The sequence below is a fragment of the Xanthomonas sp. NCPPB 3174 genome, assembly GCF_056725205.1.
This window is the reverse complement of sequence record NZ_CM161517.1, coordinates 4,641,008-4,665,385: the sequence shown is the minus strand read 5'-3', so window position 1 is coordinate 4,665,385 and position 24,378 is coordinate 4,641,008. Positions and strand designations below refer to the sequence as shown.

18 protein-coding genes, 1 tRNA gene and 1 riboswitch are annotated in these 24,378 nt (G+C 69.7%); of the genes, 14 read left to right on the top strand and 5 right to left on the bottom strand.

Annotated elements, in window-relative coordinates:
- Window positions 1–10: 10 nt before the first annotated feature.
- Genes AC1PK7_RS20140 through AC1PK7_RS20130 form a run of 3 tightly spaced genes read left to right on the top strand, consistent with a single transcriptional unit; the run spans window position 11 to window position 5,841 of the window.
- Entirely contained in the window at window positions 11–1,234 is a 1,224-nt protein-coding gene (locus tag AC1PK7_RS20140) for an efflux RND transporter periplasmic adaptor subunit (protein WP_481099290.1), read from the top strand.
- 9 nt (window positions 1,235–1,243) lie between these two features.
- Window positions 1,244–4,390 carry an efflux RND transporter permease subunit gene (locus tag AC1PK7_RS20135; protein ID WP_481099289.1) on the top strand — a complete coding sequence of 1,049 codons (3,147 nt, stop codon included), beginning with the start codon at window positions 1,244–1,246 and terminating at the stop codon, window positions 4,388–4,390.
- Window positions 4,387–5,841, top strand: coding sequence for an efflux transporter outer membrane subunit (locus AC1PK7_RS20130; RefSeq protein WP_481099288.1), 1,455 nt, complete (start codon window positions 4,387–4,389; stop codon window positions 5,839–5,841). The genes AC1PK7_RS20135 and AC1PK7_RS20130 overlap by 4 nt, the downstream gene beginning before the upstream one ends.
- Window positions 5,842–6,078: 237 nt before the next feature.
- On the opposite strand, the gene AC1PK7_RS20125 is transcribed toward AC1PK7_RS20130, so the two are convergent.
- Complete coding sequence (locus AC1PK7_RS20125; protein WP_481099287.1) at window positions 6,079–8,076, bottom strand: choice-of-anchor X domain-containing protein; 1,998 nt, start codon at window positions 8,074–8,076, stop codon at window positions 6,079–6,081.
- 238 nt (window positions 8,077–8,314) lie between these two features.
- Window positions 8,315–10,606: a 5-methyltetrahydropteroyltriglutamate--homocysteine S-methyltransferase gene (gene metE, locus AC1PK7_RS20120; protein ID WP_481099286.1), complete on the bottom strand. Its 2,292-nt coding sequence runs from the start codon at window positions 10,604–10,606 to the stop codon at window positions 8,315–8,317.
- A gap of 211 nt (window positions 10,607–10,817) precedes the next feature.
- Window positions 10,818–11,071, bottom strand: a riboswitch (cobalamin riboswitch).
- Window positions 11,072–11,362: 291 nt separating this feature from the next.
- Here metE and AC1PK7_RS20115 point away from each other — a divergent pair.
- From AC1PK7_RS20115 to AC1PK7_RS20085, 7 genes are all read left to right on the top strand, one after another.
- Complete coding sequence (locus tag AC1PK7_RS20115; protein WP_481099285.1) at window positions 11,363–12,331, top strand: retroviral-like aspartic protease family protein; 969 nt, start codon at window positions 11,363–11,365, stop codon at window positions 12,329–12,331.
- Between the two features lie 153 nt (window positions 12,332–12,484).
- Window positions 12,485–13,504, top strand: a complete 1,020-nt coding sequence (gene dusA, locus AC1PK7_RS20110; RefSeq protein WP_481099284.1) for a tRNA dihydrouridine(20/20a) synthase DusA — start codon at window positions 12,485–12,487, stop codon at window positions 13,502–13,504.
- Window positions 13,505–13,916: 412 nt separating this feature from the next.
- The gene (locus tag AC1PK7_RS20105) at window positions 13,917–14,300 is read left to right on the top strand and encodes a hypothetical protein (protein WP_039726258.1); all 384 of its coding nucleotides are present in this window, start codon (window positions 13,917–13,919) and stop codon (window positions 14,298–14,300) included.
- 72 nt (window positions 14,301–14,372) lie between these two features.
- Window positions 14,373–15,056, top strand: coding sequence for a response regulator transcription factor (locus tag AC1PK7_RS20100; RefSeq protein ID WP_003469280.1), 684 nt, complete (start codon window positions 14,373–14,375; stop codon window positions 15,054–15,056).
- Window positions 15,057–15,138: 82 nt separating this feature from the next.
- Window positions 15,139–16,509, top strand: a complete 1,371-nt coding sequence (locus AC1PK7_RS20095) for an ATP-binding protein (protein ID WP_029561833.1) — start codon at window positions 15,139–15,141, stop codon at window positions 16,507–16,509.
- Window positions 16,510–16,718: 209 nt separating this feature from the next.
- Complete coding sequence (locus tag AC1PK7_RS20090; RefSeq protein ID WP_481099283.1) at window positions 16,719–18,302, top strand: DUF1800 domain-containing protein; 1,584 nt, start codon at window positions 16,719–16,721, stop codon at window positions 18,300–18,302.
- Window positions 18,303–18,331: 29 nt separating this feature from the next.
- On the top strand, window positions 18,332–19,522 hold the full coding sequence (locus AC1PK7_RS20085) for a DUF1501 domain-containing protein (RefSeq protein ID WP_481099282.1): 1,191 nt from the start codon (window positions 18,332–18,334) through the stop codon (window positions 19,520–19,522).
- Between the two features lie 180 nt (window positions 19,523–19,702).
- On the opposite strand, the gene AC1PK7_RS20080 is transcribed toward AC1PK7_RS20085, so the two are convergent.
- Both AC1PK7_RS20080 and AC1PK7_RS20075 read right to left on the bottom strand, forming a co-directional pair.
- Window positions 19,703–20,491: a M90 family metallopeptidase gene (locus tag AC1PK7_RS20080; protein ID WP_481099281.1), complete on the bottom strand. Its 789-nt coding sequence runs from the start codon at window positions 20,489–20,491 to the stop codon at window positions 19,703–19,705.
- Window positions 20,458–20,739: a hypothetical protein gene (locus AC1PK7_RS20075; protein WP_481099280.1), complete on the bottom strand. Its 282-nt coding sequence runs from the start codon at window positions 20,737–20,739 to the stop codon at window positions 20,458–20,460. Before AC1PK7_RS20075 ends, AC1PK7_RS20080 begins: the two co-directional genes overlap by 34 nt.
- A gap of 143 nt (window positions 20,740–20,882) precedes the next feature.
- Here AC1PK7_RS20075 and birA point away from each other — a divergent pair, with 143 nt between their 5' ends.
- The 4 genes from birA to AC1PK7_RS20055 all read left to right on the top strand — a co-directional run bounded on the left by birA (window position 20,883) and on the right by AC1PK7_RS20055 (window position 23,736).
- Window positions 20,883–21,860 carry a bifunctional biotin--[acetyl-CoA-carboxylase] ligase/biotin operon repressor BirA gene (gene birA / locus AC1PK7_RS20070; protein WP_481099279.1) on the top strand — a complete coding sequence of 326 codons (978 nt, stop codon included), beginning with the start codon at window positions 20,883–20,885 and terminating at the stop codon, window positions 21,858–21,860.
- On the top strand, window positions 21,857–22,594 hold the full coding sequence (locus AC1PK7_RS20065) for a type III pantothenate kinase (RefSeq protein ID WP_481099278.1): 738 nt from the start codon (window positions 21,857–21,859) through the stop codon (window positions 22,592–22,594). Before birA ends, AC1PK7_RS20065 begins: the two co-directional genes overlap by 4 nt.
- Window positions 22,595–22,697: 103 nt before the next feature.
- Window positions 22,698–23,558: an SPOR domain-containing protein gene (locus AC1PK7_RS20060; protein WP_481099277.1), complete on the top strand. Its 861-nt coding sequence runs from the start codon at window positions 22,698–22,700 to the stop codon at window positions 23,556–23,558.
- Window positions 23,559–23,660: 102 nt separating this feature from the next.
- Window positions 23,661–23,736 (top strand) — tRNA-Thr (locus AC1PK7_RS20055).
- A gap of 221 nt (window positions 23,737–23,957) precedes the next feature.
- Here AC1PK7_RS20055 and AC1PK7_RS20050 read toward each other — a convergent pair.
- Window positions 23,958–24,344: a hypothetical protein gene (locus tag AC1PK7_RS20050; protein ID WP_481099276.1), complete on the bottom strand. Its 387-nt coding sequence runs from the start codon at window positions 24,342–24,344 to the stop codon at window positions 23,958–23,960.
- Window positions 24,345–24,378: the final 34 nt, after the last annotated feature.

Here is a 24,378-nt window from a genome sequence, read left to right as displayed (position 1 = left end):
AGTTCGCCGCATGCCGTCCATCGCCTGTCGTCTTCCCGTCGCGCCCTCGCGCTGGCTGTTGCCCGTTGCCATCGCCACGGTCATGGCCGCGTGTTCCTCCAAGCCGCTGCCGCAGATGCCGCAGACGCAGGTCGGCGTGCAGACGGTGACGGTGCAACGCCTCGCTGTGGCTCAGACCCTGTCCGGCCGCACCGTGGCCTACATGGCCTCGGATGTGCGCCCGCAGGTCGGCGGCATCCTGCGCAAGCGCCTGTTCGCCGAAGGCCAGGACGTGCACGCGGGGCAGGTGCTGTACGAGATCGATCCGGCCAGCTACCAGGCTGCGTACGACACCGCCAAGGGCGACCTGGCACAGGCCGAGGCGGCGGTCCTGTCGGCCAGGCCCAAGGCGCAGCGCTACCAGACCTTGGTCGGGTTGGATGCGGTCAGCAAGCAGGACGGCGACGATGCGCTGGCCACGTTGCGCGCGAACGAGGCGGCGGTGGTCGCGGCCAAGGCCGCACTGCAGACCGCGCGCATCAATCTCGACTACACCCGCATCACCGCGCCGATCTCCGGACGCATCGGCACCTCCAGCTACACGCCGGGCGCGCTGGTCAGCGCCGGCCAGAGCGAGGTGCTGGCCACCATCAACCAGCTCGACCCGATGTATGTGGACGTCACCCAGTCCAGCGCGCAACTGCTGCAGTTGCGCCGCCAACTCGACGCCGGCCAGCTCATGGCGGTGGACGGCAAGGCCGAGGTGAAGCTGCAACTGGAGGACGGCAGCACCTATGCGCACAGCGGCACGCTGGAGGTGGTGGATGCCGCAGTCGATACCGCCACCGGCACGGTCAAGCTGCGCGCGGTGGTGCCCAATCCCGACCATCTGCTGCTGCCCGGCATGTACGTCAAGGCGGTGTTGCCGATGGCGGTGGACGAGCAGGCCATCCTGGTGCCGCAGCAGGCGGTCAGCCGCAACAGCAAGGGCGAAGCGGTGGCGATGGTGGTCGGCAACGACCACAAGGTCGCCCAGCGCGTGCTGCGCACCGGCGATGCGATCGGCGACAAGTGGGTGGTGCGCGACGGCCTGAAGGCCGGCGACCGGGTCATCGTGCAGGGCCTGCAGAAGGTGTCGGTCGGCGCCGAGGTCAAAGCGGTGGAGGTGACCGCGGCCGCGATGGCCGGCAATGCCGCCGACACCGCCCCGGCGACCAAGCAAGGCATCGCCGCCGCGCCGCCGAAGGCCGACTGAGGAACCGCTATGGCCCGTTTCTTCATCGACCGTCCCATCTTCGCCTGGGTCATCGCGATCGTGATCACCCTGGCCGGCGCGCTCTCGATCCTGTCGCTGCCGCTGGAGCAGTATCCGAACATCGCGCCACCGTCGATCAACGTCAGCGCCACCTATACCGGCGCGTCGGCGGAAACCGTGCAGAACTCGGTGACGCAGATCCTCGAGCAGCAGATGACCGGGCTGGACCACCTGCTGTACATGACCTCCAGCAGCAGCTCCGCCGGCAGCGCCTCGATCACCCTGACCTTCGCGTCCGGCACCGACCCGGACACCGCCCAGGTGCAGGTGCAGAACAAGGTCTCGCAAGGCGAGGCGATGCTGCCGGAGGCGGTGCAGAGCAATGGCGTGACCGTCACCAAGTCCATGGGCAGCAGCATGTTCATGGTGCTGGCCTTCACCTCCGAAGACGGCAGCATGGACAGCACCGATATCGGCGACTACATGGTGTCCACGCTGCAGGACCCGATCAGCCGCCTCGATGGCGTCGGCGGGGTCAACGTGTTCGGCTCCGAGTATTCGATGCGGATCTGGCTGGATCCGGAAAAGCTGCGCACCTATGCGCTGATGCCCTCGGACGTGAGCAGCGCGATCTCGGCGCAGAACGCCGACGTCTCCTCCGGCGCGCTGGGCGCATTGCCGGCGGTGCAGGGCCAGCAGCTCAACGCCACGGTCACCTCGCGCAGCAAGCTCAAGACCCCGGCGCAGTTCGAGGCGATCGTGCTGAAGTCGCAGACCGGCGGCGCCACTGTGTACCTGCGCGACGTGGCGCGGGTCGAGCTGGGGTCCAAGTCCTACGCGTCCAGTTCCAAGTACAACGGCAAGGCCGCCTCCGGCATGGGCCTGGAACTGGCGACCGGGGCCAATGCGCTGGATGCGGCCAAGGCGGTGCAGGCCAAGCTCGAACAGCTCAAGCCGTACTTCCCCGCCGGACTGACGTACGAGATCGCCTACGACACCACGCCGTTCGTGCGCATCTCCATCGAGGAGGTGGTCAAGACCCTGCTCGAGGCGATCGTGCTGGTGGTCCTGGTGATGTACCTGTTCCTGCAGAACTGGCGCGCCACGCTGGTGCCGGTGATCGCGGTGCCGGTGGTGCTGCTGGGCACCTTCGGCGTGCTGGCCCTGCTCGGCTATTCGATCAACACGCTGACCATGTTCGCGATGGTGCTGGCGATCGGCCTGCTGGTCGACGACGCCATCGTGGTGGTGGAGAACGTCGAGCGCCTGATGAGCGAGGACGGCATGTCGCCGCGGCAGGCGACCTACACTTCGATGGGGCAGATTTCCGGTGCGCTGGTCGGCATCGCCCTGGTGCTGACCGCGGTGTTCCTGCCGATGGCGTTCTTCGGTGGCGCCACCGGCGAGATCTACCGCCAGTTCTCGGTGACCATCGCCGCGGCGATGCTGCTGTCGCTGCTGGTGGCGCTGACCCTGAGTCCGGCGCTGTGCGCCAGCCTGCTCAAGCCGATCGCGCGCGGCGGGCACGTGTCGCGCAAGGGCGCGCTGGGGCGCTTCTTCGGCTGGTTCAATGCCCGCTTCGACCGCGGCGCCGACGGCTACGGCCGCGGCGTGGGCAAGCTGATCGGCCATCGCAAGCTCGGCGGGCTGGTCTATCTGGCGCTGCTCGTGGTGATGGCGCTGCTGTTCTGGCGCCTGCCCAGTTCGTTCCTGCCCGACGAGGACCAGGGCATGTTGATGGTGATGTTCACCACGCCGGCCGGCGCCACCCAGCAACGTACCCAGCAGTCGATCGACCAGGCATCGGACTTCATCCTCAAGCAGCCGGAGGTGGCCGGGATGATGACCATCAGCGGCTTCAGCTTCGCTGGCAGCAGCCAGAATTCGGGCATGGGTTTCATCAAGCTCAAGGATTGGGCCGAGCGCGATGCCTCGGCGCAGGAGATCGCCAACCGCATCACCGGCGCGATGATGGGCACGCTGCCGGATGCGCAGGTGTTCGCGCTGTCGCCGCCGGCGATCAACGGCCTGGGCACCACCTCCGGCTTCACCCTGGAACTGCAGGACGTGGCCGGCAAGGGCCACGACGCGCTGGTCGCCGCGCGCCAGCAGCTGCTGCATCTGGCCAACGCCGACAAGAACCTGAGCGCCGTGCGTTTCAACGGGCTGGAAGACGCGCCCACGTACCGCGTGCAGATCGACGACGCCAAGGCCGGCGCGCTGGGTCTGAGCGCTGCGGACATCAACGCCACGCTGGCCACGGTGATGGGCGGCAGCTACGTCAACGATTTCCTCAACAACAATCGGGTCAAGCGCGTCTACGTGCAGGGCGAGCCGGCTGCCCGCATGCTGCCCGCCGACATCGGCCGCTGGTACGTGCGCAACAGCAGCGCGGAGATGGTGCCGTTCTCGGCGTTCTCCAGCAGCCAGTGGGCGTATGCGCCGCAGGTGCTGAGCCGCTTCAACGGCGTCGAGTCGATGGAGATCACCGGCAGCGCCGCCAGCGGCATCAGTTCTGGCGAGGCGATGAACGGCGTCGCCGCGCTGGTCGGCAAGATCGGCAAGGACGTGGGCTACGCCTGGTCGGGCATGTCCTACCAGGAGCAGGCGGCCGGTGCGCAGACCTGGATGCTCTACGCGGTATCGCTGGTGTTCGTGTTCCTGTGCCTGGCCGCGCTGTACGAGAGTTGGTCGATCCCGATCTCGGTGATGCTGGCGGTGCCGGTGGGCATCGTCGGCGCGCTGCTGGCGACGTGGCTGCGCGGGCTGTCCAACGACATCTACTTCCAGGTGGGCCTGCTGGCGACGATGGGCCTGGCCGCCAAGAACGGCATCCTGATCGTGGAGTTCGCCAAGGAACTGGAAGAGAAGGGCCAGCCGCTGATCGACGCCACCCTGCATGCCGCGCGCCTGCGCCTGCGCCCGATCCTGATGACCTCGCTGGCGTTCCTGCTCGGCGTACTGCCGATGGTGGTCAGCAGCGGTGCCGGCTCCGGCGGCCGCCACGCGCTGGGCACGGGCGTGCTCGGCGGAACGCTGGTGTCGACCGCACTCGGCATCTTCTTCGTGCCGTTGTTCTACGTGATCGTGCGCAGCCTGTTCCCCGGCAAGCGCGCCGAATCGGAACCGCTGCACACCGAGGAGGCAACGCCGTGATCCGTTCGTTCCTGCGCCGTGGCGCGCTTGCGGTGGCCTGCGCCGGTGTCCTCGCCGGCTGCGCGAGCCTGGCGCCGAGCTATGCCCGTCCCGACGCACCGGTGCCGGCCACCTTTGCCGACAGCGGCAGCGGCGCCGTTGGCGACGGCGCCAACGTGGCGATCCTGGACTGGCGCCAGGTGTTCCTCGATCCGCGCCTGCAGCAGGTGATCGCGCAGGCGCTGGACAACAACCGCGACCTGCGCGTGGCCGTGCTCAACATCGACAAGGCGCGCGCGCAATACCGCATCCAAAGCGCCGACCTGTTCCCGTCGGTAAGTGTGAGCGGCAGCCAGAGCGCTGCGCGCAGCAGCGCGTCCACCAACGCCAGCGGACACGCCGAGGTGGCACGTACCTACACGGCCGACGTCGCCGTCAGCAGTTGGGAGTTGGACCTGTTCGGACGCATCCGCAGCCTCAAGGACGAAGCCCTAGAAACCTACCTGGCCACCGCGCAGACCCAGCGCAGTACCCGCTTGAGCCTGGTCGCCGAGGTCGCCGCGGATTGGTTGGCCGTGGCCGCCGACCAGCAACGCCTGGCGCTGGCGCAGCAGACCCTGGACAGCCAGCGGCGGACGCTGGCGCTGACCGAGGCGCGGCATCGCGAAGGCATCGCCTCCGGGCTGGACCTGGCCCAAGTGCAGACCAGCGTGGAGAGCGCACGTGCCGACGTGGCCAGCTACACCACGCAACTGGCCACGGCGCGCAACGCCCTGGACCTGGTGGTCGGCGCGTCGGTGGCGGCCGATGCCCTGCCGCAGGCCGGCGCGCTGGAGGACGGCGTGGCGCTGGCGCCACTGCCGGCGCCGCTGGAATCGCGCGTGCTGTTGCAGCGGCCGGATGTTCTGTACGCCGAGCACGCGCTGAAGTCGGCCAACGCCGACATCGGCGCGGCACGCGCGGCGTTCTTCCCGACCATCTCGCTGACCGCCTCGACCGGGCGCAGCAGCAGCGCGCTGTCCAGCCTGTTCGACGCCGGCAGCCGCACCTGGTCGTTCGTGCCCAGCATCAGCGTGCCGATCTTCCGCGCCGGCGCGCTCAAGGCCGAACTGGACGTGGCCCGCATCACTCGTGACGCCAACGTCGCCACCTACGAGAAGGCGATCCAGAGCGCCTTCAGCGAAGTGGCCGACGCACTGGCCACGCGCGCGCAGCTGGACGAACGCATGGACGCACAACGCGCCTTGGTCGCGGCCACCCAGCGCAGCGATGACCTGGCCGAGGCCCGCTATCGCAATGGCGTGGACAGCTATCTGGACGCACTGGATTCGCAGCGCTCGCTCTACGCCGCGCAGCAGGACCTGATCACGTTACGCCTGACCGAGGCGAGCAACCGCGTGACCCTATACAAGGTGCTTGGCGGCGGCGCCGATGCGCAGAGCGGCGAGTCTGTGGCGGATGCGGCGCGTTAGCGTATTCCCCGCACAATCGTCGGACCGGCTCGGCCGCGACAGACATTGTCGGCAATGCCTGTCGCGGCTGAAGCCGCTCCTACAAAAGCCGCACGCCGAGCGAAAGTGAACCCGCGGCAGCTCGGCACTTGGGCAGATCGGCACCGACCCAGGCTGACATGCCTGGGCAGCGCTTCACCAATCCCCAATCCCGATTCCCTGGCTTTTCAGCAGCCGAATGGCTGATCATCCCGGCCCTCAACGCGCCGCGTTGGCGTTCATCGTCGCGTTGCGGCCGGCGTCCAGGTACTGCGCCGGGTCGCGCATGCCGGTGGTGTGGCATTCGCCGGTGGTGTGACCGCGGTTGACGCCGCCGGGTAGCTGGCCGTTGACCTGCTCCACGGTGCCGTCCTCCGGGTCGCTCAGCACCAGGTCCGAGGCCGCATTGCAGTAGTCGTTGGTGTACCAGTTGGTCTTGGCGAAGGAGGTGGTGTAGTAGTTCACCAGTGCCCGCGCCGAGTTGGGGATGCCGGCCAGCCAGGCCTTGGCACCGTCGTAGGTCAGGTCGTTGTTGGTACCGCAGCCCACGCCGAACCACGAACCCACCGTGGCCAGGATGCCGGCCAGGTTGGTGCCCTGGTAGGGCGTGCCCACCGACTGCATCACCCGCCCGCCGCTGGCGTTGTCCAGGCCGCTCCAGTAGTAGACGTACAGGTGCAGCGCCGCCATGCCGCCCTGGCTGTGCGCCACGGTTCCGAACGAGTTCCACTGGCTGCCGAACTGCGCCAGGCGCTGCGCGAACTGGTCGTTGCTGCGGTTCTGGTTGACGTCCAGGAACGCGGAGGCATTGGTGAACTGCGCCACCGGCCACACCCCGCCCGAGCAATAGCCGTGCACCAGCACCAGGCGCTTGCCGGTGGCCTGCGCCTGCATGTCGGTGGCGGCGGTGCTCAGCTGCGCCGGGCGCTCGCCCATGCGCATGCTCTCGTCGATCGCGCCGGTGCTGCGCGCCACGCTGCTGCGACGCAGTGCCGGCAGGGTCAGCGGCAACGTCGTGCGCGTGGCCAGCGGCACGAAGTTGTCCGGATCCTCCACGCGCAGGTTGCGCAGGGTGAACGGTGCGCGCGCGCCGGCGCGGACGATCCAGCGTTCGTCCACGCTCAGCGGCAGGCGTCCGTCCTGCGGCGCGAGCATGCCGCCGAGCCAGGCCACCGGCACCGCGCTGCCGTCGCGGCCAGTGCCCCACAGTTCGCCGAGCACGCGGTAATGCGCCGGCGCCTGGCGGCCGCCGATGCGCACCGGGATCGGCAGGGTCAGCCGGGTGCCGGGCTGCGCAGTGGCGGCGACCGCATCGGTGGTGATGCGCAAGGTGGTGTCCAGCACCGGCAGCACGTGCTCGCTGGTGCGCACGAAGGCCTGGCCGGCGGCGTCGTGACCATGCACCACCACCTGCGCGATGTAGGTGCCGGTAGCCGTCGCCGGGAAGTCGCCGGCATACACGCCATCGCCCGCGGCGCCGTCGCCGTGGCGGCCGTCGTCGGCCATCGGCCATTGGCTGACGGAGCCGTCCGGCGCGATCACGCGCAGCTGCGCGGTGTCGATGCGGCCGCTGCCGGCGCTGCGCGCCAGCGACACGCCGCCCTGCGCATCGATGCCGCCGAGCAGCGCGGTCAGGCCGATACGCTGGCCGCGCTGTAGTTGCGCGCGGTCGCTGGGATAGGACGCCAGTTGCGTGCGCGGGTCGCCTTCCATCAGCACATAGCCGCGCTGCGCCGTGTTGCTGCCATCGGCCTGTAGGGTCAAGGTCCAGTCGCCGTTGGCGGCGCTGTCCACGTGGTACTCGCGGGCCGGCAGCGCGGCGCCGCCGGCGCCCAGTTGGGTGGCCTTGGCGCTGGGTGCGAGCATCGGCGTGGCGGCGGCGGTGCCCATGCGTGCGCTGGTCGTGGCCGGTGCGCTCAGGCGCGGTTGCCAGTCGTGCTCGCCGGACAACACCACGAAGCGCAGCTTGCCGTTCTCCACTGGCAGGGTGGTCTGCCATTGCGCCGGGCCGCCGCTGCGCGCGGCGGAGAATTCCACCGGCAGCAACGCGCTCTTGGACAGGATCGCCGCTTCCGCCGGGGCGGGTGCGCGCATCTGCGCGAACTCTTCGGGCGGTCCGGCCAGTTGTTTGGGAATCAGTTCGGCCGCGTGCAGTGCGGCGGCGGGGACAACGAGACACAGGACGCAGACGGCGGACAGGTTCGACAGCTTCGGCATGACGCGCTCTCCCTGGCGGTGCTGAAAAGCAGACGTGCATGCCGGAGCCGCGACGCAGTGCGCCGCCGGCAGCACGTCGGCGAGGACGCAGCGCCCCCTCGCCACGCGTTCGCCTGTGGTTATAGCCAGCGCACATTGCCGGACAAAGACGCAATGCAGCAATGCACGCCGAACTGGGATGCCGGACATGCTGCAACCATCGCGATGCCCGGCGCACCTGGCGCCGGGCATCGCCAGGTCACGCCGCCTGCGCGTGCTGGCTGCGCAACTGCTGCGCCGCCGCCACCATCGCCTGCAGCGCGTTGCGGGTTTCCGCCCAGCCGCGGGTCTTCAGCCCGCAATCCGGATTGACCCACAGTTGCTGCGGATCCAGCACAGCACGCGCCTTCTCCAGCAACTCCACCATCTCCTGCGTGCTCGGCACGCGCGGCGAGTGGATGTCGTACACGCCCGGGCCGATCGCGTTCGGGTAGCGGAAGCGCACGAAGGCATCGAGCAGTTCCATGCGCGAGCGCGAGGTTTCGATCGAGATCACGTCCGCGTCCATCGCCGCCACCGCCTCGATGATGTCGTTGAACTCCGAGTAGCACATGTGGGTGTGGATCTGCGTGGCATCGCGCACCCCGGCCGCAGCGATGCGGAAGCACTGCACCGCCCAGTCCAGGTACGCCTGCCAGTCGGCACGGCGCAGCGGCAGGCCTTCGCGGATCGCCGGCTCGTCGATCTGGATCACGCCGATGCCGGCCGCCTCCAGGTCGCGCACCTCGTCGCGCAGCGCCAGCGCGATCTGCCGGCAGGTCTGCGCGCGCTCCTGGTCGTCGCGCACGAACGACCACTGCAGCACCGTCACCGGCCCGGTCAGCATGCCCTTCATCGGCCGCTCGGTCAGCGACTGCGCGTAGGTGGTCCAGCGCAGCGTCATCGGCGCCGGGCGCTGCACGTCGCCGTAGATGATCGGCGGCTTCACGCAGCGCGAGCCGTAGCTCTGCACCCAGCCGTGGCGGGTGAAGGCGAAGCCGTCCAGCTGCTCGCCGAAGTATTCGACCATGTCGTTGCGCTCGAACTCGCCGTGCACCAGCACGTCCAGGCCCAGCTGCTCCTGCGCACGCACGCAGCGTTCGGTCTCGGCGGCCAGGAACGCGTCGTACGCGGCATCGTCGAGCTTGCCGGCCTTGTGCTGCGCGCGCGCCTTCCGCACCTGCTCGGTCTGCGGGAACGAGCCGATGGTGGTGGTCGGATACAGCGGCAGCCGCAACGCCGCTTGCTGCGCCTGCCGGCGCTGCGCGTACGGCGACTGCCGGCGGCCGGCGTCGTCGGTCAGCGCGTCCACCCGCCGGGCCACCTCGGCGCGGTGCACGCGGGTGGAGGCGCGACGGCTGGCCAGGGCATCGCGTGCCGCGTCCAGCGCGGCCTCCGCCTGCGGCTGGTCGTCCAGCGCATCGGCGAGGGTGCGTAGTTCCTGCAGCTTCTGCCTGGCGAAGGCCAGCCAGCCGACCAGTTCGCGATCCAGCTTGGTCTCCTGCTGCAGATCCACCGGCACGTGCAGCAGCGAGCACGAGGGCGCCAGCCACAGCTGCTCGCGGCCGACATGGCCGGCGGCGTAGCGGGCCAGGGTCAGCGCGTTGTCCAGCGGCGTGCGCCACACGTTGCGGCCGTTGACCAGGCCGGCCGAAAGCACGCGCCCGGCCGGCAGCGCCTGCAGCACCGCGTCCAGCTGCGCCACGCCACGCACCAGGTCCACGTGGATGCCGTCCACCGGCAACGCCATCGCCAGTTCCAGGTTGTCGCCCAGTTCGCCGAAGTAGCTGGTCAGCAGCAACTTCGGCCGCGGCGCCTGCGAAAGGACATCATAGGCGCGGCGATAGGCGGCGCGTGCGGCCTCGTCCAGGTCCAGTACCAGCGCCGGTTCGTCGAGTTGCACCCAGCCGGCGCCGGCCGCATGCAGGCGCTGCAGCAGTTCGGCGTACACCGGCAGCAGGCTGTCCAGCAGCGCCCAGCGGTCGCTGCCGTCCACGGTCTTGGACAGCGCCAGGAAGGTCACCGGCCCGATCAGCACCGGCCGGGTCTGGATGCCCTGCGCCTTGGCTTCCAGGAACTCCACCACCGGCTTGTCGCCGCGCAGGCGGAAGTGCTGGCGCCGCGCCAGCTCCGGCACCAGGTAGTGGTAGTTGGTGTCGAACCACTTGGTCATTTCCAGCGCATGCAGGTCCAGGCCATGCTCCTGCGTGCCGCGCGCCATCGAGAAGTAGCCGGCCAGCGGATCGGCATCGGCCAGCGCGCGGTAGCGTTGCGGGATCGCATCGAACAGGAACGCGGTGTCGAGCATCGCGTCGTACAGGCTGAAGTCGTTGCTGGGCGGCACGTCCACCCCGGCCTCGCGTTGCAGTTGCCAGTGGCGCAGGCGCAGCTCGCGTGCGGTGTCCTGCAGTTGCGCGCCGTCGATGTCGCGGCGCCAGTAGCGTTCCAGGGCCTGCTTGAGCTCGCGTCGCGCACCGATGCGCGGGAAGCCCAGGTTGGTCACGATCGTCATGTTGCGTTTCCTCATTGCGTTCAAGGGCATTGAGGAACGAAGGAACCGCGCGCCGCGCGTCCCGCTTGCACGGACCGCCCGCCACGCCAGCGACCTTCGCCCCCGCGGGCGAACCGGTACCGCGCGGGCAGGCGGACGGCGCGGCGCGGCGCAAGGCCGGGTCGCGGTCCGGCCGCCTCCCCGCGGAGGCGCCAGGTCGAATCGGAGGACGCACGGTCCTCCGGCCGGGGCCGGTATTCGGGCTGATGGACACGCGCACCACATTGGCTGCGCACCTACTGTCCGTCGCTTCCCAGGCCGGCATACGCCGGCCCAGTGCCATTGACGGAGGTCGTTTCCATTCACCGCTGCGGGGCAGCTCCGGAATGGGCAGGCGCTTGCGGCGCCGGCCGTCACCGGATTCCCGTTTAAATTCATCCCTTCATCCGAATGAAGCGATGAATACCTTCGGCGAGCGCACGATAGGCCGGATGCGGCGGGCGGTCAAGCGTGTCGACGCGCGGCCGTGCATCCGCCAAGTGGCGGTGGGCGGCCGAGGACCCAGGCGCGGGCTGCGTCAAATGGGCGCGGCGTTTCCGGCCGTCTCGCCAAGAGGAGGGCAAGCGACGGAACTGCGTGCGTCGCCGCGGCGACGACGTTGCCGCTCGCCGGCCCTGTTTCCCCGATAGACTCGGGTGCGTTATCCGACGCAGAGGCGGCAAGGCGTGCCGATGCGCTGCGTTGCTCCCGCCATCGCCTTTGCCAAGGTCAGCCTGGATGTCCAGAATCCCGCCGTTCCGCTCGTCGTTGCGCGCCGCGCTGCTCGGGCTCGCACTTGCTGCAGGTGCCGTGTCTGCCGATACGCTCGGCCCGCCGAGTCCGGGTGCGGCCACCTTCGCGACGGCGCCCTTTTCCAACGCGACGATCGGCGACGCCACGCGCCCGGTCATCGACGTGCAGTTGAACGGTCACCCCAACAAGATGATGGTGCACTCCAATGCGTCGCTGTACGTGCAGATGATCCATCGCATCGCCACCCAGGTCGGCGTCAGGGACCTGCGCCATCAGGGCGCGTTCGGCATCGAGGCACCCGGCAAGGTCAGCACGCTCGGCCGCGACGAGGGCGTCCTGGATCGCCTCACGATCGGTGACGTCACCGTGACGAACGTACCGGTGTCGGTCTTCGAGACGCCGGAACCAGACGCCGACGTGGGCATGTTGGGCATCGGCTGGATCCGCGCGAACCGCGTGGTCCTGGACTATCCCGGCAAGCGTATCCTGGTGAGCCCAGACGCGACGCAGATCTCCAGCTTGCGCGCGCGCCTGCTGGGCGCGGGCTACGTGGCGCTGCCCATGCAGTTCGACGAGAAGGCGAATCGCTATACCGTCAGCGCGACGCTTGGGCGGGTAGAACGCGCGATGGTCGTCAGCACGGTCGGCAATCTCGTCATCGACGAGGCCTTCGCGCGCCAGGCCGGCGTGAAAAAGGGCGCGATCGACAGGGAAATGGCCGGTCCGAAGGGGGCACAAATCTATCGTTATCGCACCGGGCAGTCGATCGTCGTGCGCATCGGTACCTGGTCGTCCAAGCCGGTGCACGATGCCGCCATCGAGGATGTCTACGCCTATGCGAGCCAGGCGCGTCCGGATGGCGAGGCCAGGGGCGGAATGCTGGGAGCGGATTTCCTGGCCAAGGCCGGTGCGGTGATCGACTTCGGCGCCAAGACGCTCTATCTGCGCAAGTAGCAGCGCGGCGAAAACCGCAGGCTGATTCCGCGGCGCTGTCGCCCTGCGGACCGCCACACCGGCAGCGTTCATGGCGAACGTGTAAGCTATTGATCCCTAAGCCAATGACCTGGCGCTGCGGCCGACGGCCAGCGGCGCCCGTCCGCCGTGCCGATGACGCTTCCGCTCCCCGCCGCCGATCTCCCCGCGCGCTATGCCGCCTCGCTGCGGCTGTCCGTTGCGCCCATGATGGAGTGGACCGACCGCCACTGCAGGGTCTTCCACCGGCTGCTGGCGCCGTCGGCGCGGCTGTACACCGAGATGGTGCACGCCAATGCGGTGGTGCTGGGCGACCGCGCGCGGCTGCTGGATTTCGATGCGTCCGAGCATCCCGTGGCGCTCCAGCTCGGCGGCAGCGAGCCGGCGCTGCTGGCGCAGGCGGCGCGGATCGGCCAGGACTGGGGCTACGACGAGATCAACCTCAATTGCGGCTGCCCGTCCGACCGGGTCCAGGCCGGGCGTTTCGGCGCCTGCCTGATGCGCGAGCCGGGGCTGGTCGCCGAGTGCGTGGCGGCGATGGTCGAGGCCGTCGACATCCCGGTGACGGTGAAATGCCGCCTGGGCGTGGACCAGGACGACGACTACGCGGTGTTCCTGGCCTTCGTCGACCAGGTCGCCGCGGCCGGCTGCGGGATGTTCGTGGTGCATGCGCGCAACGCCTGGCTGCAGGGCCTGTCGCCGAAGGAGAACCGCGAAGTGCCGCCGCTGCGCTACGACTGGGCGCACAGGCTCAAGCGCGAGCGGCCGCAGCTGCAGGTGGTGCTCAATGGCGGCCTGGCTGCGGTGGAGACGGCGCAGGCGCAGTTGCAGGCGGTGGACGGGGTGATGCTGGGCCGCGCCGCCTACCACGACCCCTACGTCCTGCACCGGCTGGACGCGGCCCTGACCGGCGCCGCACTGCGCCCGCGTGCGGAACTGCTGCGTGCGCTGCGTCCCTACGTCGAGACACGCCTGGCCGAAGGCCTGGCGCTCAAGCACATCACCCGGCACCTGCTCGGGCTGTTCCACGGCCAGCCCGGCGGGCGTGCCTTCCGCCAGGTGCTCAGCGAAGGGGCGCACCGCCCCGGGGCCGATTGGGCACTGCTGGAGCGGGCGCTGGCGGTCACCGACGGGGCGGCGCGCGCGGCGGCCTGACCCGGTCCATGGAGCGTCTTCGGACCGTAGCTGCTGCGTGGCGGCTGGCCGTCATCGCCTCCGCGCGGAGGCATCCGACGACATGGCGGCCTGCTCGGTGGTGGACCCGGATCCCCTTTCCCCCTGCTCGTTCAGGGAGTCTGTTCAGGGTCTGGCGACTAGTCTCTGCCTGCCGGGAGACGCTCTGAAGCACTTGCCGAGGGCCTCTCCGGACCGCTGGCGCGGCCCTTGCATCGGCCTTCCACAGGTTCATTTGACTGAATGTTGCCCGTGGCGCCCGGAAAAGTTCAGACCGGATTCACCCCGAAAAATCAAGAATTTGCCTCGATTTCTCGAGGTCGCCGCCGTTCCCGCGAGGTGTCGCGCTTCACAAGTTTTGAACGTTTCCGATCAGTCCGTTAGGATGCCCGTCGTGACTTCTTCCGCTTCCCGCCACTACCGCTTCGCCGCTGTGTTCGCGCTCGCGCTGGCGTCGGTCGCGGCTGGCCACGGCCGTGCGCAGCAGCCGCCCATGCCGGGGGTGATGGCGCCGCCGGAGCGGGACGCGGGGCGTAATCGGGACTATGGCGGCAGCTCGCTGTCCGACGCGGTGCGTCGGGTGCAGCGCTCCACCGGGGGGCAGATCCTTGGCGCCGAGCGCGTGCCGTTCGACGGCCGCGACATCAACCGCGTCAAGTACATGGATGGCCGTGGGCGGGTACGCTACATGGACGATCCGCAGCCTGGCCGTGCGGCACCGCCGCGGGCGCCGCGGTCGGGCGAGCCTCCGGAGCCACCACGCGACGATCACCCGTGAGTCCGGATAGTTCGGTTCAGGTTCCACACACCGCCCCGGCCACCGGCCACCTGTAAGTTACTAGGGAGAGTTATGCGTATCCTTCTGGTCGAAGACGAAGCTCCGCTGCGAGAGACCCTGGCCGCTCGCCTGAAGCGCGAAGGTTTTGCGGTGGATGCGGCGCAGGACGGCGAGGAAGGCCTGTACATGGGCCGCGAAGTGCCCTTCGACGTGGGCATCATCGATCTCGGCCTGCCGAAGATGTCGGGCATGGAGCTGATCAAGGCGCTGCGCGACGAAGGCAAGAAGTTCCCGGTGCTGATCCTCACCGCGCGTTCCAGCTGGCAGGACAAGGTCGAAGGCCTCAAGCAGGGCGCCGACGACTACCTGGTCAAGCCGTTCCACGTCGAAGAGCTGCTGGCGCGCGTCAATGCGCTGCTGCGCCGCGCCGCCGGCTGGAGCAAGCCCACGCTGGAATGCGGTCCGGTCGCGCTGGACCTGGCGGCGCAGACCGTCAGCGTCAGCGGCAGCAACGTCGACCTGACCAGCTACGAGTACAAGGTGCTCGAGTACCTGATGATGCATGCCGGCGAACTGGTCTCCAAGGCCGACCTGACCGAGCATATCTATCAGCAGGATTTCGACCGCGACTCCAACGTGCTGGAAGTCTTCATCGGCCGCCTGCGCAAGAAGCTCGACCCGGACGGCGAGTTGAAGCCGATCGAGACCGTGCGCGGCCGCGGCTACCGGTTCGCGATTCCGCGCACCGAAGGCTGATTGCAGGCGCCGGCGAGCACACCGAGGAAGCGACCGCGTGGCGGCACGACCCAGGTGGTACAAGCGCTGGCGCCCGCGTTCACTGCAGGCGCGCCAGCTGCTCGCCGCCAGCCTCAGCCTGGTGGCGTTCCTGGCCGCGGCCGGTTACGCGCTGGACCAGGCCTTCGCCGACACCGCGCTGAGCAACCTGCGCGAGCGCCTGAAGAGCTACGCCACCGCCTACGCCAACAACGTCGACGTGGCACGCGACGGCTCGCTGTACATCAACTACGACAAGCCGCCGCCGGACCCGCACTTCGACCGGCCGGGCAGCGGCCTGTACGCACAGATCGTGCTGCCCAACGAACGTTGGGTCTCGATGTCCAGCGAGGGTCCGCTGCCGCCCACGGGTGGCATGCTCGAACCGCGTCAGGAGACCTTCGACGGCCCCTGGCCGATCACCCAGATCGACGGCAGCCAGGGCGAGGTCTACCGCTACGGCATCGGCCTGGCCTACGTGCGCCGTGACAAGGAAACCCCGGTCACCATCTACATCATGGAGGACACCCGCGCGCTGGGTGCGCAGCTGCGCGTGTTCCGCGGCCGGGTGTGGTTCAACCTCGGCGGCGCCGGTCTGATCCTGCTGGTGTTGCAGGCCTTCATCCTGCAATGGAGCCTGCGCCCGCTGCGCCGGGTGATCAACGAACTGACCAAGGTGCAGCGCGGCGAAGCGATGCGCATGGGCGATCGCCACCCGCGCGAGCTGGAGCCGCTGACCGACAGCATCAACGCATTCATCGAGAGCGAGCGCGAGAACCTGGACCGCCAGCGCAACACCCTGGCCGATCTGGCGCACAGCCTGAAGACGCCGCTGGCGGTGCTGCGCACCCAGCTCGACAGCGGCGCGCAGGGGCCGGAGCTGCGCGAAGAGCTGGACGTGCAGTTGCGGCGCATGAACAACTTGGTGTCCTACCAACTCGCGCGCGCCGCCTCCAGCGGTCACAAGCTGTTCGCCGCACCGTTGCCGATCGAACCCAACGCGGAGGAGATCGTGCGCGGCCTGGAGAAGGTCTACGCGGCCAAGGGCGTGCTGTGCGAGTTCGACATCGAGCCGAGCGCGCGCTTCCATGGCGAGCCCGGCGACCTGCAGGAACTGCTCGGCAACCTGCTGGAGAACGCGTTCAAGTGGGCGCGCCGGCGGGTGCTGCTGAGCGTGCGCCCGGAGCCGGCCGCCGGCAGCCGCCGCGCCGGCCTGATCATCGCCGTGGAGGACGACGGCCCCGGCATCGCCCCGGAGGAAGTGGCGCACATCCTGCAGCGCGGCGTGCGCGGCGACGAGCGCGTGCACGGTCACGGCATCGGCCTGGCGATCGTGCAGGACCTGGTCAAGGGCTACCGCGGCGAACTGCAGGTGAGCCGCTCCGAGGAACTGGGCGGGGCGCGCTTCCTCGTCACTCTGCCGCCGGGGCTGTAGGCGCAGGAACAGGTCCGGCCAGCTGAGACCCGTATCCCACGGTGTTACAGGCCCGACATCCGGTCGACCCACGCGGCAGCGCTGCACCGCAGCAGCAGGTGAATCCCGTGCAAATGACCGGGAGGTTTCCGACAGTGGCTTAACGCGACCGGCGCCCAGCTGGCGATACTGCGCCGGTCTTCACGCCGCTTTTCGTCCAGGAGCCCCGCATGCCCGTACCCCGGCATCGTCCTGCAGCAACGCGTCTGCGCGTGCGCGGCCGGCGTGTGTTGCGCCACACCCAGCGATTGCTGCTGTCGTTGTTGCTGGTGCTGTTCACCGTCGGCGCCATCGCCGCCACCGACAAGGTGATCAAGCGCGACGACGCGCGCTGGTTGCAGTCGATGACCATCGGTCTGGACAGCGCCAGCGTGGCGCAGTTCGAGCGCGACGGCCGCAAGCGCTTCCTGCGCGAGCAACTGCAGGCCGATGCCGGCGACGCCGCTCTGCCGGCGCCGGTGCGCGCGCAACTGGATGGCTACGCGGCATTGCATACGCCGGTGCAGGAGCTGCTCAAGCAGCAGGCCGCCGCGCAGCAGGCGATCAAGGCGATGCCGGACGGCGATGCCAAGGTCGCGGCGAAGAAGGCCGCGCAACAGCGCGGCGATCTGCTGTTGAACCAGACTCGGCAGGCGCAGCTGTTGCGTGCGATCTACGCGCCGGACCAACTGCGCGAGCAGATGGTGTGGTTCTGGCTCAACCATTTCAGCGTGTTCGCCGACAAGGGCCGCCTGCACTGGACCGTGGCCGACTACGCCGACAACGCGATCCGTCCGCATGCCCTGGGCAAGTTCTCCGACCTGGTGATGGCGACGCTGGAGAGTCCGGCGATGCTGGAGTACCTGGACAACGCGCAGAACGCCAAGGGCAAGGTCAACGAGAACTACGCGCGCGAGTTGATGGAGCTGCATACCCTCGGCGTCGATGCCGGCTACACGCAGAAGGACGTGCAGCAACTGGCGCTGATCCTGACCGGCGTCGGCATCGCGCCGGTCGACCGCGACGGGCCGCCGAAGCTGCCGCCGGCGTTGCAGGCGCAGTATGTGCGCCGCGGCGCGTTCGAATTCAATCCGGCGCGGCACGAACCCGGCGACAAGACCTTGCTCGGCCAGCGCATTGCCGGCGGCGGCTTCGACGAGGTCGAGCGCGCGGTGCAACTGATCGTGCGCCAGCCGGCATGCGCGCACTTCATCTCGCGGCAGTTGGCCGAGTACTTCGTCGCCGACGATCCGCCGCCGGCGCTGGTGGAGAAGATGGCGCGTACCTTCCAGCGCAGCGATGGCGATATCGCCGCGGTGCTGCAGGTGATGTTCACCGCGCCGGAGATGGCCGCCGGCGCGCCGCACAAGTTCAAGGACCCCTATCGCTTCCTGGTCTCGGCGCTGCGCCTGGCCTACGACGGCCAGACCATCGTCAATCCGCAGCCGCTGCTGGGCTGGTTGAACCAGATGGGCGAGCCGAGTTTCGGACGGATCACGCCCGATGGCTGGTCGCTGCAGTCCAGTGCCTGGAACAGCTCCGGGCAGATGGCGCAGCGCTTCGAGATCGCACGCGCGATCGGCAACGGCAACACCCAGCTGTTCACCGTCGACGGGCAACAGCGCGGCGGCTTCCCGCAACTGAGCACGCCGCTGTACTACCACGCGATCGAGCCGCAACTGAGCGACGCCACGCGCCAGGCGTTGGCGCAGGCGCGCTCGCAGCAGGAGTGGAACGGCTACCTGCTGGCGTCCCCCGACTTCAATTACCGCTGACTGCGGCCTTCGCCGCCCGGAGTTCCGTCATGCACCGTCGCCGCTTCCTGCTCGCGTCCGCCGCCGCTGCGGCCAGCCTGCCGTTCGCCGGGCGCCTGTTCGCCGCACCGGCGCCGTCGCCGCGCCTGTTGGTGGTGTTCCTGCGCGGCGGCTACGACTGCAACAACCTGCTGGTGCCGTACGCGAGCGACTTCTACTACGCTTCGCGGCCGAGCCTGGCGATCGCCAGGCCGGATCCGGCCAATCCCAACAGCGCCATTGCGCTGGACAGCCAGTGGGGCTTGAACCCGCGGCTGCGCGACACGCTGATGCCGCTGTGGACCGACAAGCAGTTGGCGTTCGTGCCCTTCGCCGGCACCGACGACCTGTCGCGCAGTCACTTCGAGACCCAGGACAGCATCGAGGCCGGGCAACCGGCCGGGCAGCGCAGCGACTATCGCACCGGCTTCCTGGCGCGGCTGTCGCAGGTGGCTACCGGCACGCCGTCGATCGCCTTCACCGATTCGCTGCCGCTGAGCTTCCAGGGCGGCGGCGACATCCCCAATCTCTCGCTCAAGCGCAATCCGACCCCGGCCTTCGACCAGCGCCAGGCCGACATCCTCGCCGGCATGTATCACGGCACGCAGTTGGCCAGCGCTGCGCACGACGGCCTGGCGCTGCGCCAGCAGGTCTCGCAGGCCTTGCGCGACGAGATGCAGCAGGCCAACCGCGGCGCCGCCAGCGCGCGCACCTTCGCCGACGAAACCCGCCGTATCGCCACGCTGATGCGCGAGCGCTACCGGCTCGGCTTCGTCGATGTCGGCGGCTGGGACACCCATGTCAACCAGGGCAGCACCGACGGCGCGCTGGCCAACAACCTGGCCAACCTGTCCGAGGGGCTGTCGGCCTATGCCGAGGCGCTGGGGCCGGAGTGGCGCAATACGGTGGTGGTGGTGCTGTCCGAGTTCGGCCGCACCTTCCGCGAGAATGGCGACAAGGGCACCGACCACGGTCACGGCACCACGTACTGGGTGCTGGGCGGCGGAGTCAATGGCGGCCGCATCGCCGGCGAGCAGGTGGCGGTGAGCAAGGACAAGCTGTTCCAGGACCGCGACTACCCGGTGCTGACCAACTACCGCGACATGTTCGCCGGCCTGCTCGGCCGGATGTGGGGCTTGTCGCCGACGCAGCTGCAGAAGGTGTTTCCGCAGGCGCATGCGCGGGATCTGAAGTTGGTGTGATGCGTTCTTCGCGACGAAGGGATTCGAAAATGTCCTGTAGGAGCGGCTTCAGCCGCGACGAGTGCACTGTGGGAGGGACTTCAGTCCCGACGCGTGACGCGCTCGACTCCCCGTAACGCATGCTTTGTCGCGTTCATCGCGACGACGTCTTGAAGCGATGCCTCAAGACGCGATGGCCGCTCAGTCCACAGCGAATGGCGACGGTCCATAGAACCGCGCCAGATGCGCCGCCACTTCCGGCATCTCGCGTTGCAGCCGCTCTGGCGCGGAAAAGTGATATTCGCTGACCACCGCGAAGAACTCTTCCGGCGCTTCGGCGGCGTAGGCGTCGATCTCGCTGGCGCGGCCGCGGTCCACGCGTGCGCAGAAGGCGTCGTAGCTGCGCTGGAAATCGTCGGCCCATTGCCGCTGCCAGGCGCGCGGCAGCAGCGGCGTGCCGTCCAGGACGCCGTCGAGCACGTCGAGCTTGTGCGCCATCTCGTGCACCGCCACGCAGTAGCCGGCACGCGGATCGTCCAGGTCGGCCTGCACGTCGGCCCACGACAGGATCAACGGGCCGCTGTCCCATGACTCGCCGATCAGTTCGTCTTCCCACTCGTGCAGCACGCCCGCCGCGTCGACATGGCTGCGCTGCACGCGGAACGCGTCCGGGTAGACCAGCAACTGCGACCAGCCGCGCATGCCGTCGACGCCGTACTCCAGCAGCGGCAGGCAGCACAATGCGGCAAGCAGGCCGCACTGGCGGGCGTCCAGCTGCAGGCCGCCCAGCGGCGAGATGGTCTTGCGGTGCAGGAATTCGCTGGCCAGCGCCCGCAGGCGCTGTTCGCGCGGCGCATCCAGCGCGGCGACCCAGGCGCAGTCGCGGCGCACGGCCTGCCAGGTGGCGTCATCGATGGCAGCAGGCTTGGACCACAGCCCGCGCAGCCAGCGTGGAATCAGCGGAACATCCCCGGCAGGAAGCTGTGCCACTTCGGCATGCGCATGCGCGGCACCAGGTCGCTGTCGCTGCCGCCGCCCGTGGTGGTCGAGGCCGGCTTGGTGGAGGAGGGCGCGTGCAGCGTCGCGGGCGGACGCGTCGGGGTGTTGTCGGCATCGACCGCGTCGCCGTAGGTGCAGTCGGTGTGCGGCTTCTCCGCCAGCACATTCGACGCGTGGGCGGCAGCGAGGGGCAGCAGCAACAGGAGCAGGCAGGGCAAGGAACGGCGCATCGTCGGCATCCAGGGCGAGCGGCGGTGAATCCCGATTCTAACGCGGTTTTCACCCGCTGCAGGGTGCCGGCCCTGGGCGCCCGGGGGGCGTTGCCGCATACTTTTCGGTTTACGAGGTCGCGCAACGGCGCGCCCGGGGGCGAAACGAGGCGATGGAACCGGCGTTGGACGAGCGCGAACTGTTGGCCAGGCTCAGCAAGGGCCCCCTGTCCGGCGATGCCCTGGCGCGCGCCTGCGGGCTGACCCGGGCGGCGGTGTGGAAGCGCATTCAGGCGCTGCGCGCGGCCGGGGTGGAGATCGAGGGCCGGGCCGGCGAGGGCTATGGGCTGGCACGGCCGCTGGAACTGCTCGACCCCGCAGCGATCCGGGCCGGGCTGACTGCGCCGGCGCGCACCGAACTGGCCGGCCTGGAGATCGCCTGGAGCCTGGTCTCCAGCAACACGACGTTGCTGCAGCGGCCGGCGCCGGCGCAGGGCAGCGCGGTGCTGCTGGCCGAGCGCCAGACCGGCGGGCGCGGCCGCCGTGGCCGGGTCTGGGCCTCGCCGCTGGCCGCGCATCTGTACCTGTCGGTGGCGCGCAGCTTCCAGGGCGGGCTGGGCCGGCTGGGCGGCCTGAGCCTGGCGGCCGGCGTGGCCGTGGCCGAAGCCCTGCGTTCGGCCGGATTCGCCGCGGTCGGGCTGAAGTGGCCGAACGACCTGCTGGCCGACGGGCGCAAGCTGGGCGGCCTGCTGGTGGAGGGCGGCGGCGAGTTCGCTGGGCCGGCGCGGGCGGTGATCGGCCTGGGCTTGAACGTGGCGATGCCGGCGGCCACTGCCGCGGACATCGACCAGCCGTGGACCGACCTGACCCGGCTCGCCGGTGGCCCCGTGTCGCGCAACGCGATCGCCGCGGCGGTGCTGTCGCAGTTGCTGCCGGCGCTGGCGTTGTTCGACGCCGAAGGCCTGGCGCCGTTCCTGCCGCGCTACGCCGCGCTGGATCTGCTGGCCGGACGCGCCGTACGCATCGACGATGGCGGCCAGGTGCGCGAAGGCGTGGCGCTGGGGCTGGCCGAGGATGGCGCGCTGCGCGTGGCCTTCGCCGACGGCGAGCTGCCGGTGCATGCGGGCGATGTCAGCGTGAGGGCGGCATGAGCGACTGGCTGTTCGACCTGGGCAACTCGCGCTTCAAGTTCGCCGCGCTGCAGAACGGCCAGGCGGGCACGGTGCAGGCCTGGCCGCATGGTGCCGAAGCCATGGACGCGGCGGCGGTGGCGGCCCTGCCGCAGGGCGACATCGCCTATGTCGCCAGCGTCGCCGCGCCGGCCCTGACCGCGACCGTGCTGGAGACGCTGCGCAGTCGCTTCGCGCAGGTGCAGGTGGCGCGGACCGAGGCCGTCTGCGCCGGGGTCCGCATCGCCTATGCGCGGCCGCAGGCGTTCGGCGTGGACCGGTTCCTGGCCCTGCTCGCCGCGCATGGCGGCGGCGACGTGCTGGTGGTGGGGGTGGGAACGGCGCTGACGGTGGACCTGCTCGATCGCGACGGTCTGCATCACGGCGGCCGCATCGCGCCGTCGCCCACGGTGATGCGCCAGGCCCTGCAGCAAAAGGCGGCCCAGCTGCCGGCCGAGGGCGGCGATTACCACGAGTTCGCCGCCGACACCGCCGACGCCCTGGCCTCCGGCTGCGACGGCGCCGCGGTGGCGCTGATCGAACGCAGCCTGCAGCAGGGCGAGGCCGTGCTGGGGCGACGGCCGCGGCTGTTGTTGCATGGCGGCGGCGTGCCGCCGCTGTTGCCTGCATTGCCGCCAGCCGAGCAGCGCCCAGCGCTGGTCCTGGACGGGCTGGCGCTGTGGGCGCAGGCGCACACCGTGGCCGGTCCCGCCTGAGCGGGGTGGCGCTGACTGCCGCGTGCAGCGCGGACGGTCGGCCAGGTCCCACACAACAGCCACTGTCTCTCCCAAGCTGCATCGCACGCTCTAGAATCCGGCCATGCTCGTTCGCGCCCTGCTCGTCGTCCTGACCATCCTCAACCTCGGCGTCGCGGTGTGGTGGGCGATGCAGCCGCCGACGCCGCCCCCGGTGCCGATGCCGGCCGTGCCGGTCGGGGTGGCGACGCTGCAACTGGTCAACGAGGCGCCGGCACCGGCCGCTGCGCCCGCTCCGCCGGCGGCCGCGCCTGTCGCCGCGCCAGCCGATGCGCAGAACGCTGTGCAGGCCGACACCGCCGTCGCCGCCGATATGGCCGGATCGGTTCCGGCGCAGGCTGACGCACCGGCGGCTCCCGCGACCGCGGCCCAGGACACCGCGCCCGCGCCACCCGCTGCTGCGCCTGCGCCCGCTCCAACCCAGACCCAGGTCGAACCTGCAGCGAAGCCCGCCGCCGACGCGGCGGTGTGCCTGAGCGTGGGGCCGTACCCGGATCGCGATGCCGCTCAGGCGGCCGTCGCCGCGCTGGCCCCGGGCGCGCCGCGTCCGCGCCTGCGCGAGGCGGCCGACAGCGATGCCACCAGCTTCCGCGTGATCCTGCCGACCATCGGCGGCGAGGACGGCCTCAGGCAGGCCACCGAGCGTATCGTTGCCGCCGGCATCCGCGACTATTACCCGTTGCGCCAGGGCGAGACCGGCAATGCCATCGCCCTGGGCCAGTACCGCAGCCGCGAAGGCGCCGAGCGCCGCCGCGCGGAACTGACCCGTGCCGGCTTCAACGCCGACCTGATCCCCAGCGGCGGCAGCGGCCAGTCGCGCTGGTGGCTGGACTTGCGCGCCGACTCCGCGGCGCAGGCCGCGACCCTGCGCCGCCAACTCGGCGCCGCGCGCCAGCGCAGCGTGGACTGCGCCACGCTGCGCTAGAATGCCGCGCCTGCCGGTGTTCGGCGCCGCGCCGTCGGGCGTGCCGCGGCCCGCGCCAGCAGGTAGACTGCCTCGGCCCCGCCTGCGGGCATCGTCCGTCTTGCCGCTTTAGCTCAGTCGGTAGAGCAACTGTCTTGTAAACAGTAGGTCATCCGTTCGATTCGGATAAGCGGCACCATCCCTCTTCTCTTCTGCATCGCGCAGATCCGCGGCGCATCGTCGATCCGCTGGAACAGCGGCTTTTTGGCACGGATGCGAGGCGCGAGGACGCAACAGCCCGCCAGCAAATCCCGTCTGCAGCGCTGCGCAGTCGTGGTGCGTGCTACTGCTGCGAAACCGCGGCGCTGTGCGACATCAGCATGGTCTGCGCGCGCATGGAAAGCGGACAACCCTGTTCCTTCAACATCGCGATGGCCTCCTTGTCCGCCGCAGCAGGCCGGTATTGGCGGTGAAGGTCGTCTTCGCGTCGTGGAATTTCAGCACGATGTTCTCGGTTCCCCACGCTGCTCGATAGTCCACATTGGCGATCGCGCGATACGGGTAGGTGCGCGTGCGCAGAACCCGATATGCCACGCGGTCCGCATGCAGGATCAGCTTGGGGTTGAGGCTGTTGTGCGCCGACGCGAACCAGGGAAGGAACGTCAACCCGGCGAATGCGGCTTCCAGGGTCACGATCAAGGGCTTTTCCAAGGCGATCTCCAGAAACGGCGGAGCAGCTTGGTCAGGCACTGCAATCGACGTCCAACCGCACGCCTCCGCCTGCTGCGCCGCGGCGGGTCGTGCCATGCCGGTCCCGCTAGACTGGGCCACTTTTTTTGGC

Excerpts from the sequence above, each read along its gene's own strand:
- AC1PK7_RS20140 (WP_481099290.1), top strand. The coding sequence starts at position 11 with ATGCCGTCCATCGCCTGTCGTCTTCCCGTCGCGCCCTCGCGCTGGCTG.
- AC1PK7_RS20135 (WP_481099289.1), top strand. The coding sequence starts at position 1,244 with ATGGCCCGTTTCTTCATCGACCGTCCCATCTTCGCCTGGGTCATCGCG.
- AC1PK7_RS20125 (WP_481099287.1), bottom strand. The coding sequence starts at position 8,076 with ATGCCGAAGCTGTCGAACCTGTCCGCCGTCTGCGTCCTGTGTCTCGTT.
- metE (WP_481099286.1), bottom strand. The coding sequence starts at position 10,606 with ATGACGATCGTGACCAACCTGGGCTTCCCGCGCATCGGTGCGCGACGC.
- AC1PK7_RS20115 (WP_481099285.1), top strand. The coding sequence starts at position 11,363 with ATGTCCAGAATCCCGCCGTTCCGCTCGTCGTTGCGCGCCGCGCTGCTC.
- dusA (WP_481099284.1), top strand. The coding sequence starts at position 12,485 with ATGACGCTTCCGCTCCCCGCCGCCGATCTCCCCGCGCGCTATGCCGCC.
- AC1PK7_RS20100 (WP_003469280.1), top strand. The coding sequence starts at position 14,373 with ATGCGTATCCTTCTGGTCGAAGACGAAGCTCCGCTGCGAGAGACCCTG.
- AC1PK7_RS20090 (WP_481099283.1), top strand. The coding sequence starts at position 16,719 with ATGCCCGTACCCCGGCATCGTCCTGCAGCAACGCGTCTGCGCGTGCGC.
- AC1PK7_RS20085 (WP_481099282.1), top strand. The coding sequence starts at position 18,332 with ATGCACCGTCGCCGCTTCCTGCTCGCGTCCGCCGCCGCTGCGGCCAGC.
- AC1PK7_RS20075 (WP_481099280.1), bottom strand. The coding sequence starts at position 20,739 with ATGCCGACGATGCGCCGTTCCTTGCCCTGCCTGCTCCTGTTGCTGCTG.
- birA (WP_481099279.1), top strand. The coding sequence starts at position 20,883 with ATGGAACCGGCGTTGGACGAGCGCGAACTGTTGGCCAGGCTCAGCAAG.
- AC1PK7_RS20065 (WP_481099278.1), top strand. The coding sequence starts at position 21,857 with ATGAGCGACTGGCTGTTCGACCTGGGCAACTCGCGCTTCAAGTTCGCC.
- AC1PK7_RS20060 (WP_481099277.1), top strand. The coding sequence starts at position 22,698 with ATGCTCGTTCGCGCCCTGCTCGTCGTCCTGACCATCCTCAACCTCGGC.
- AC1PK7_RS20050 (WP_481099276.1), bottom strand. The coding sequence starts at position 24,344 with ATGGCACGACCCGCCGCGGCGCAGCAGGCGGAGGCGTGCGGTTGGACG.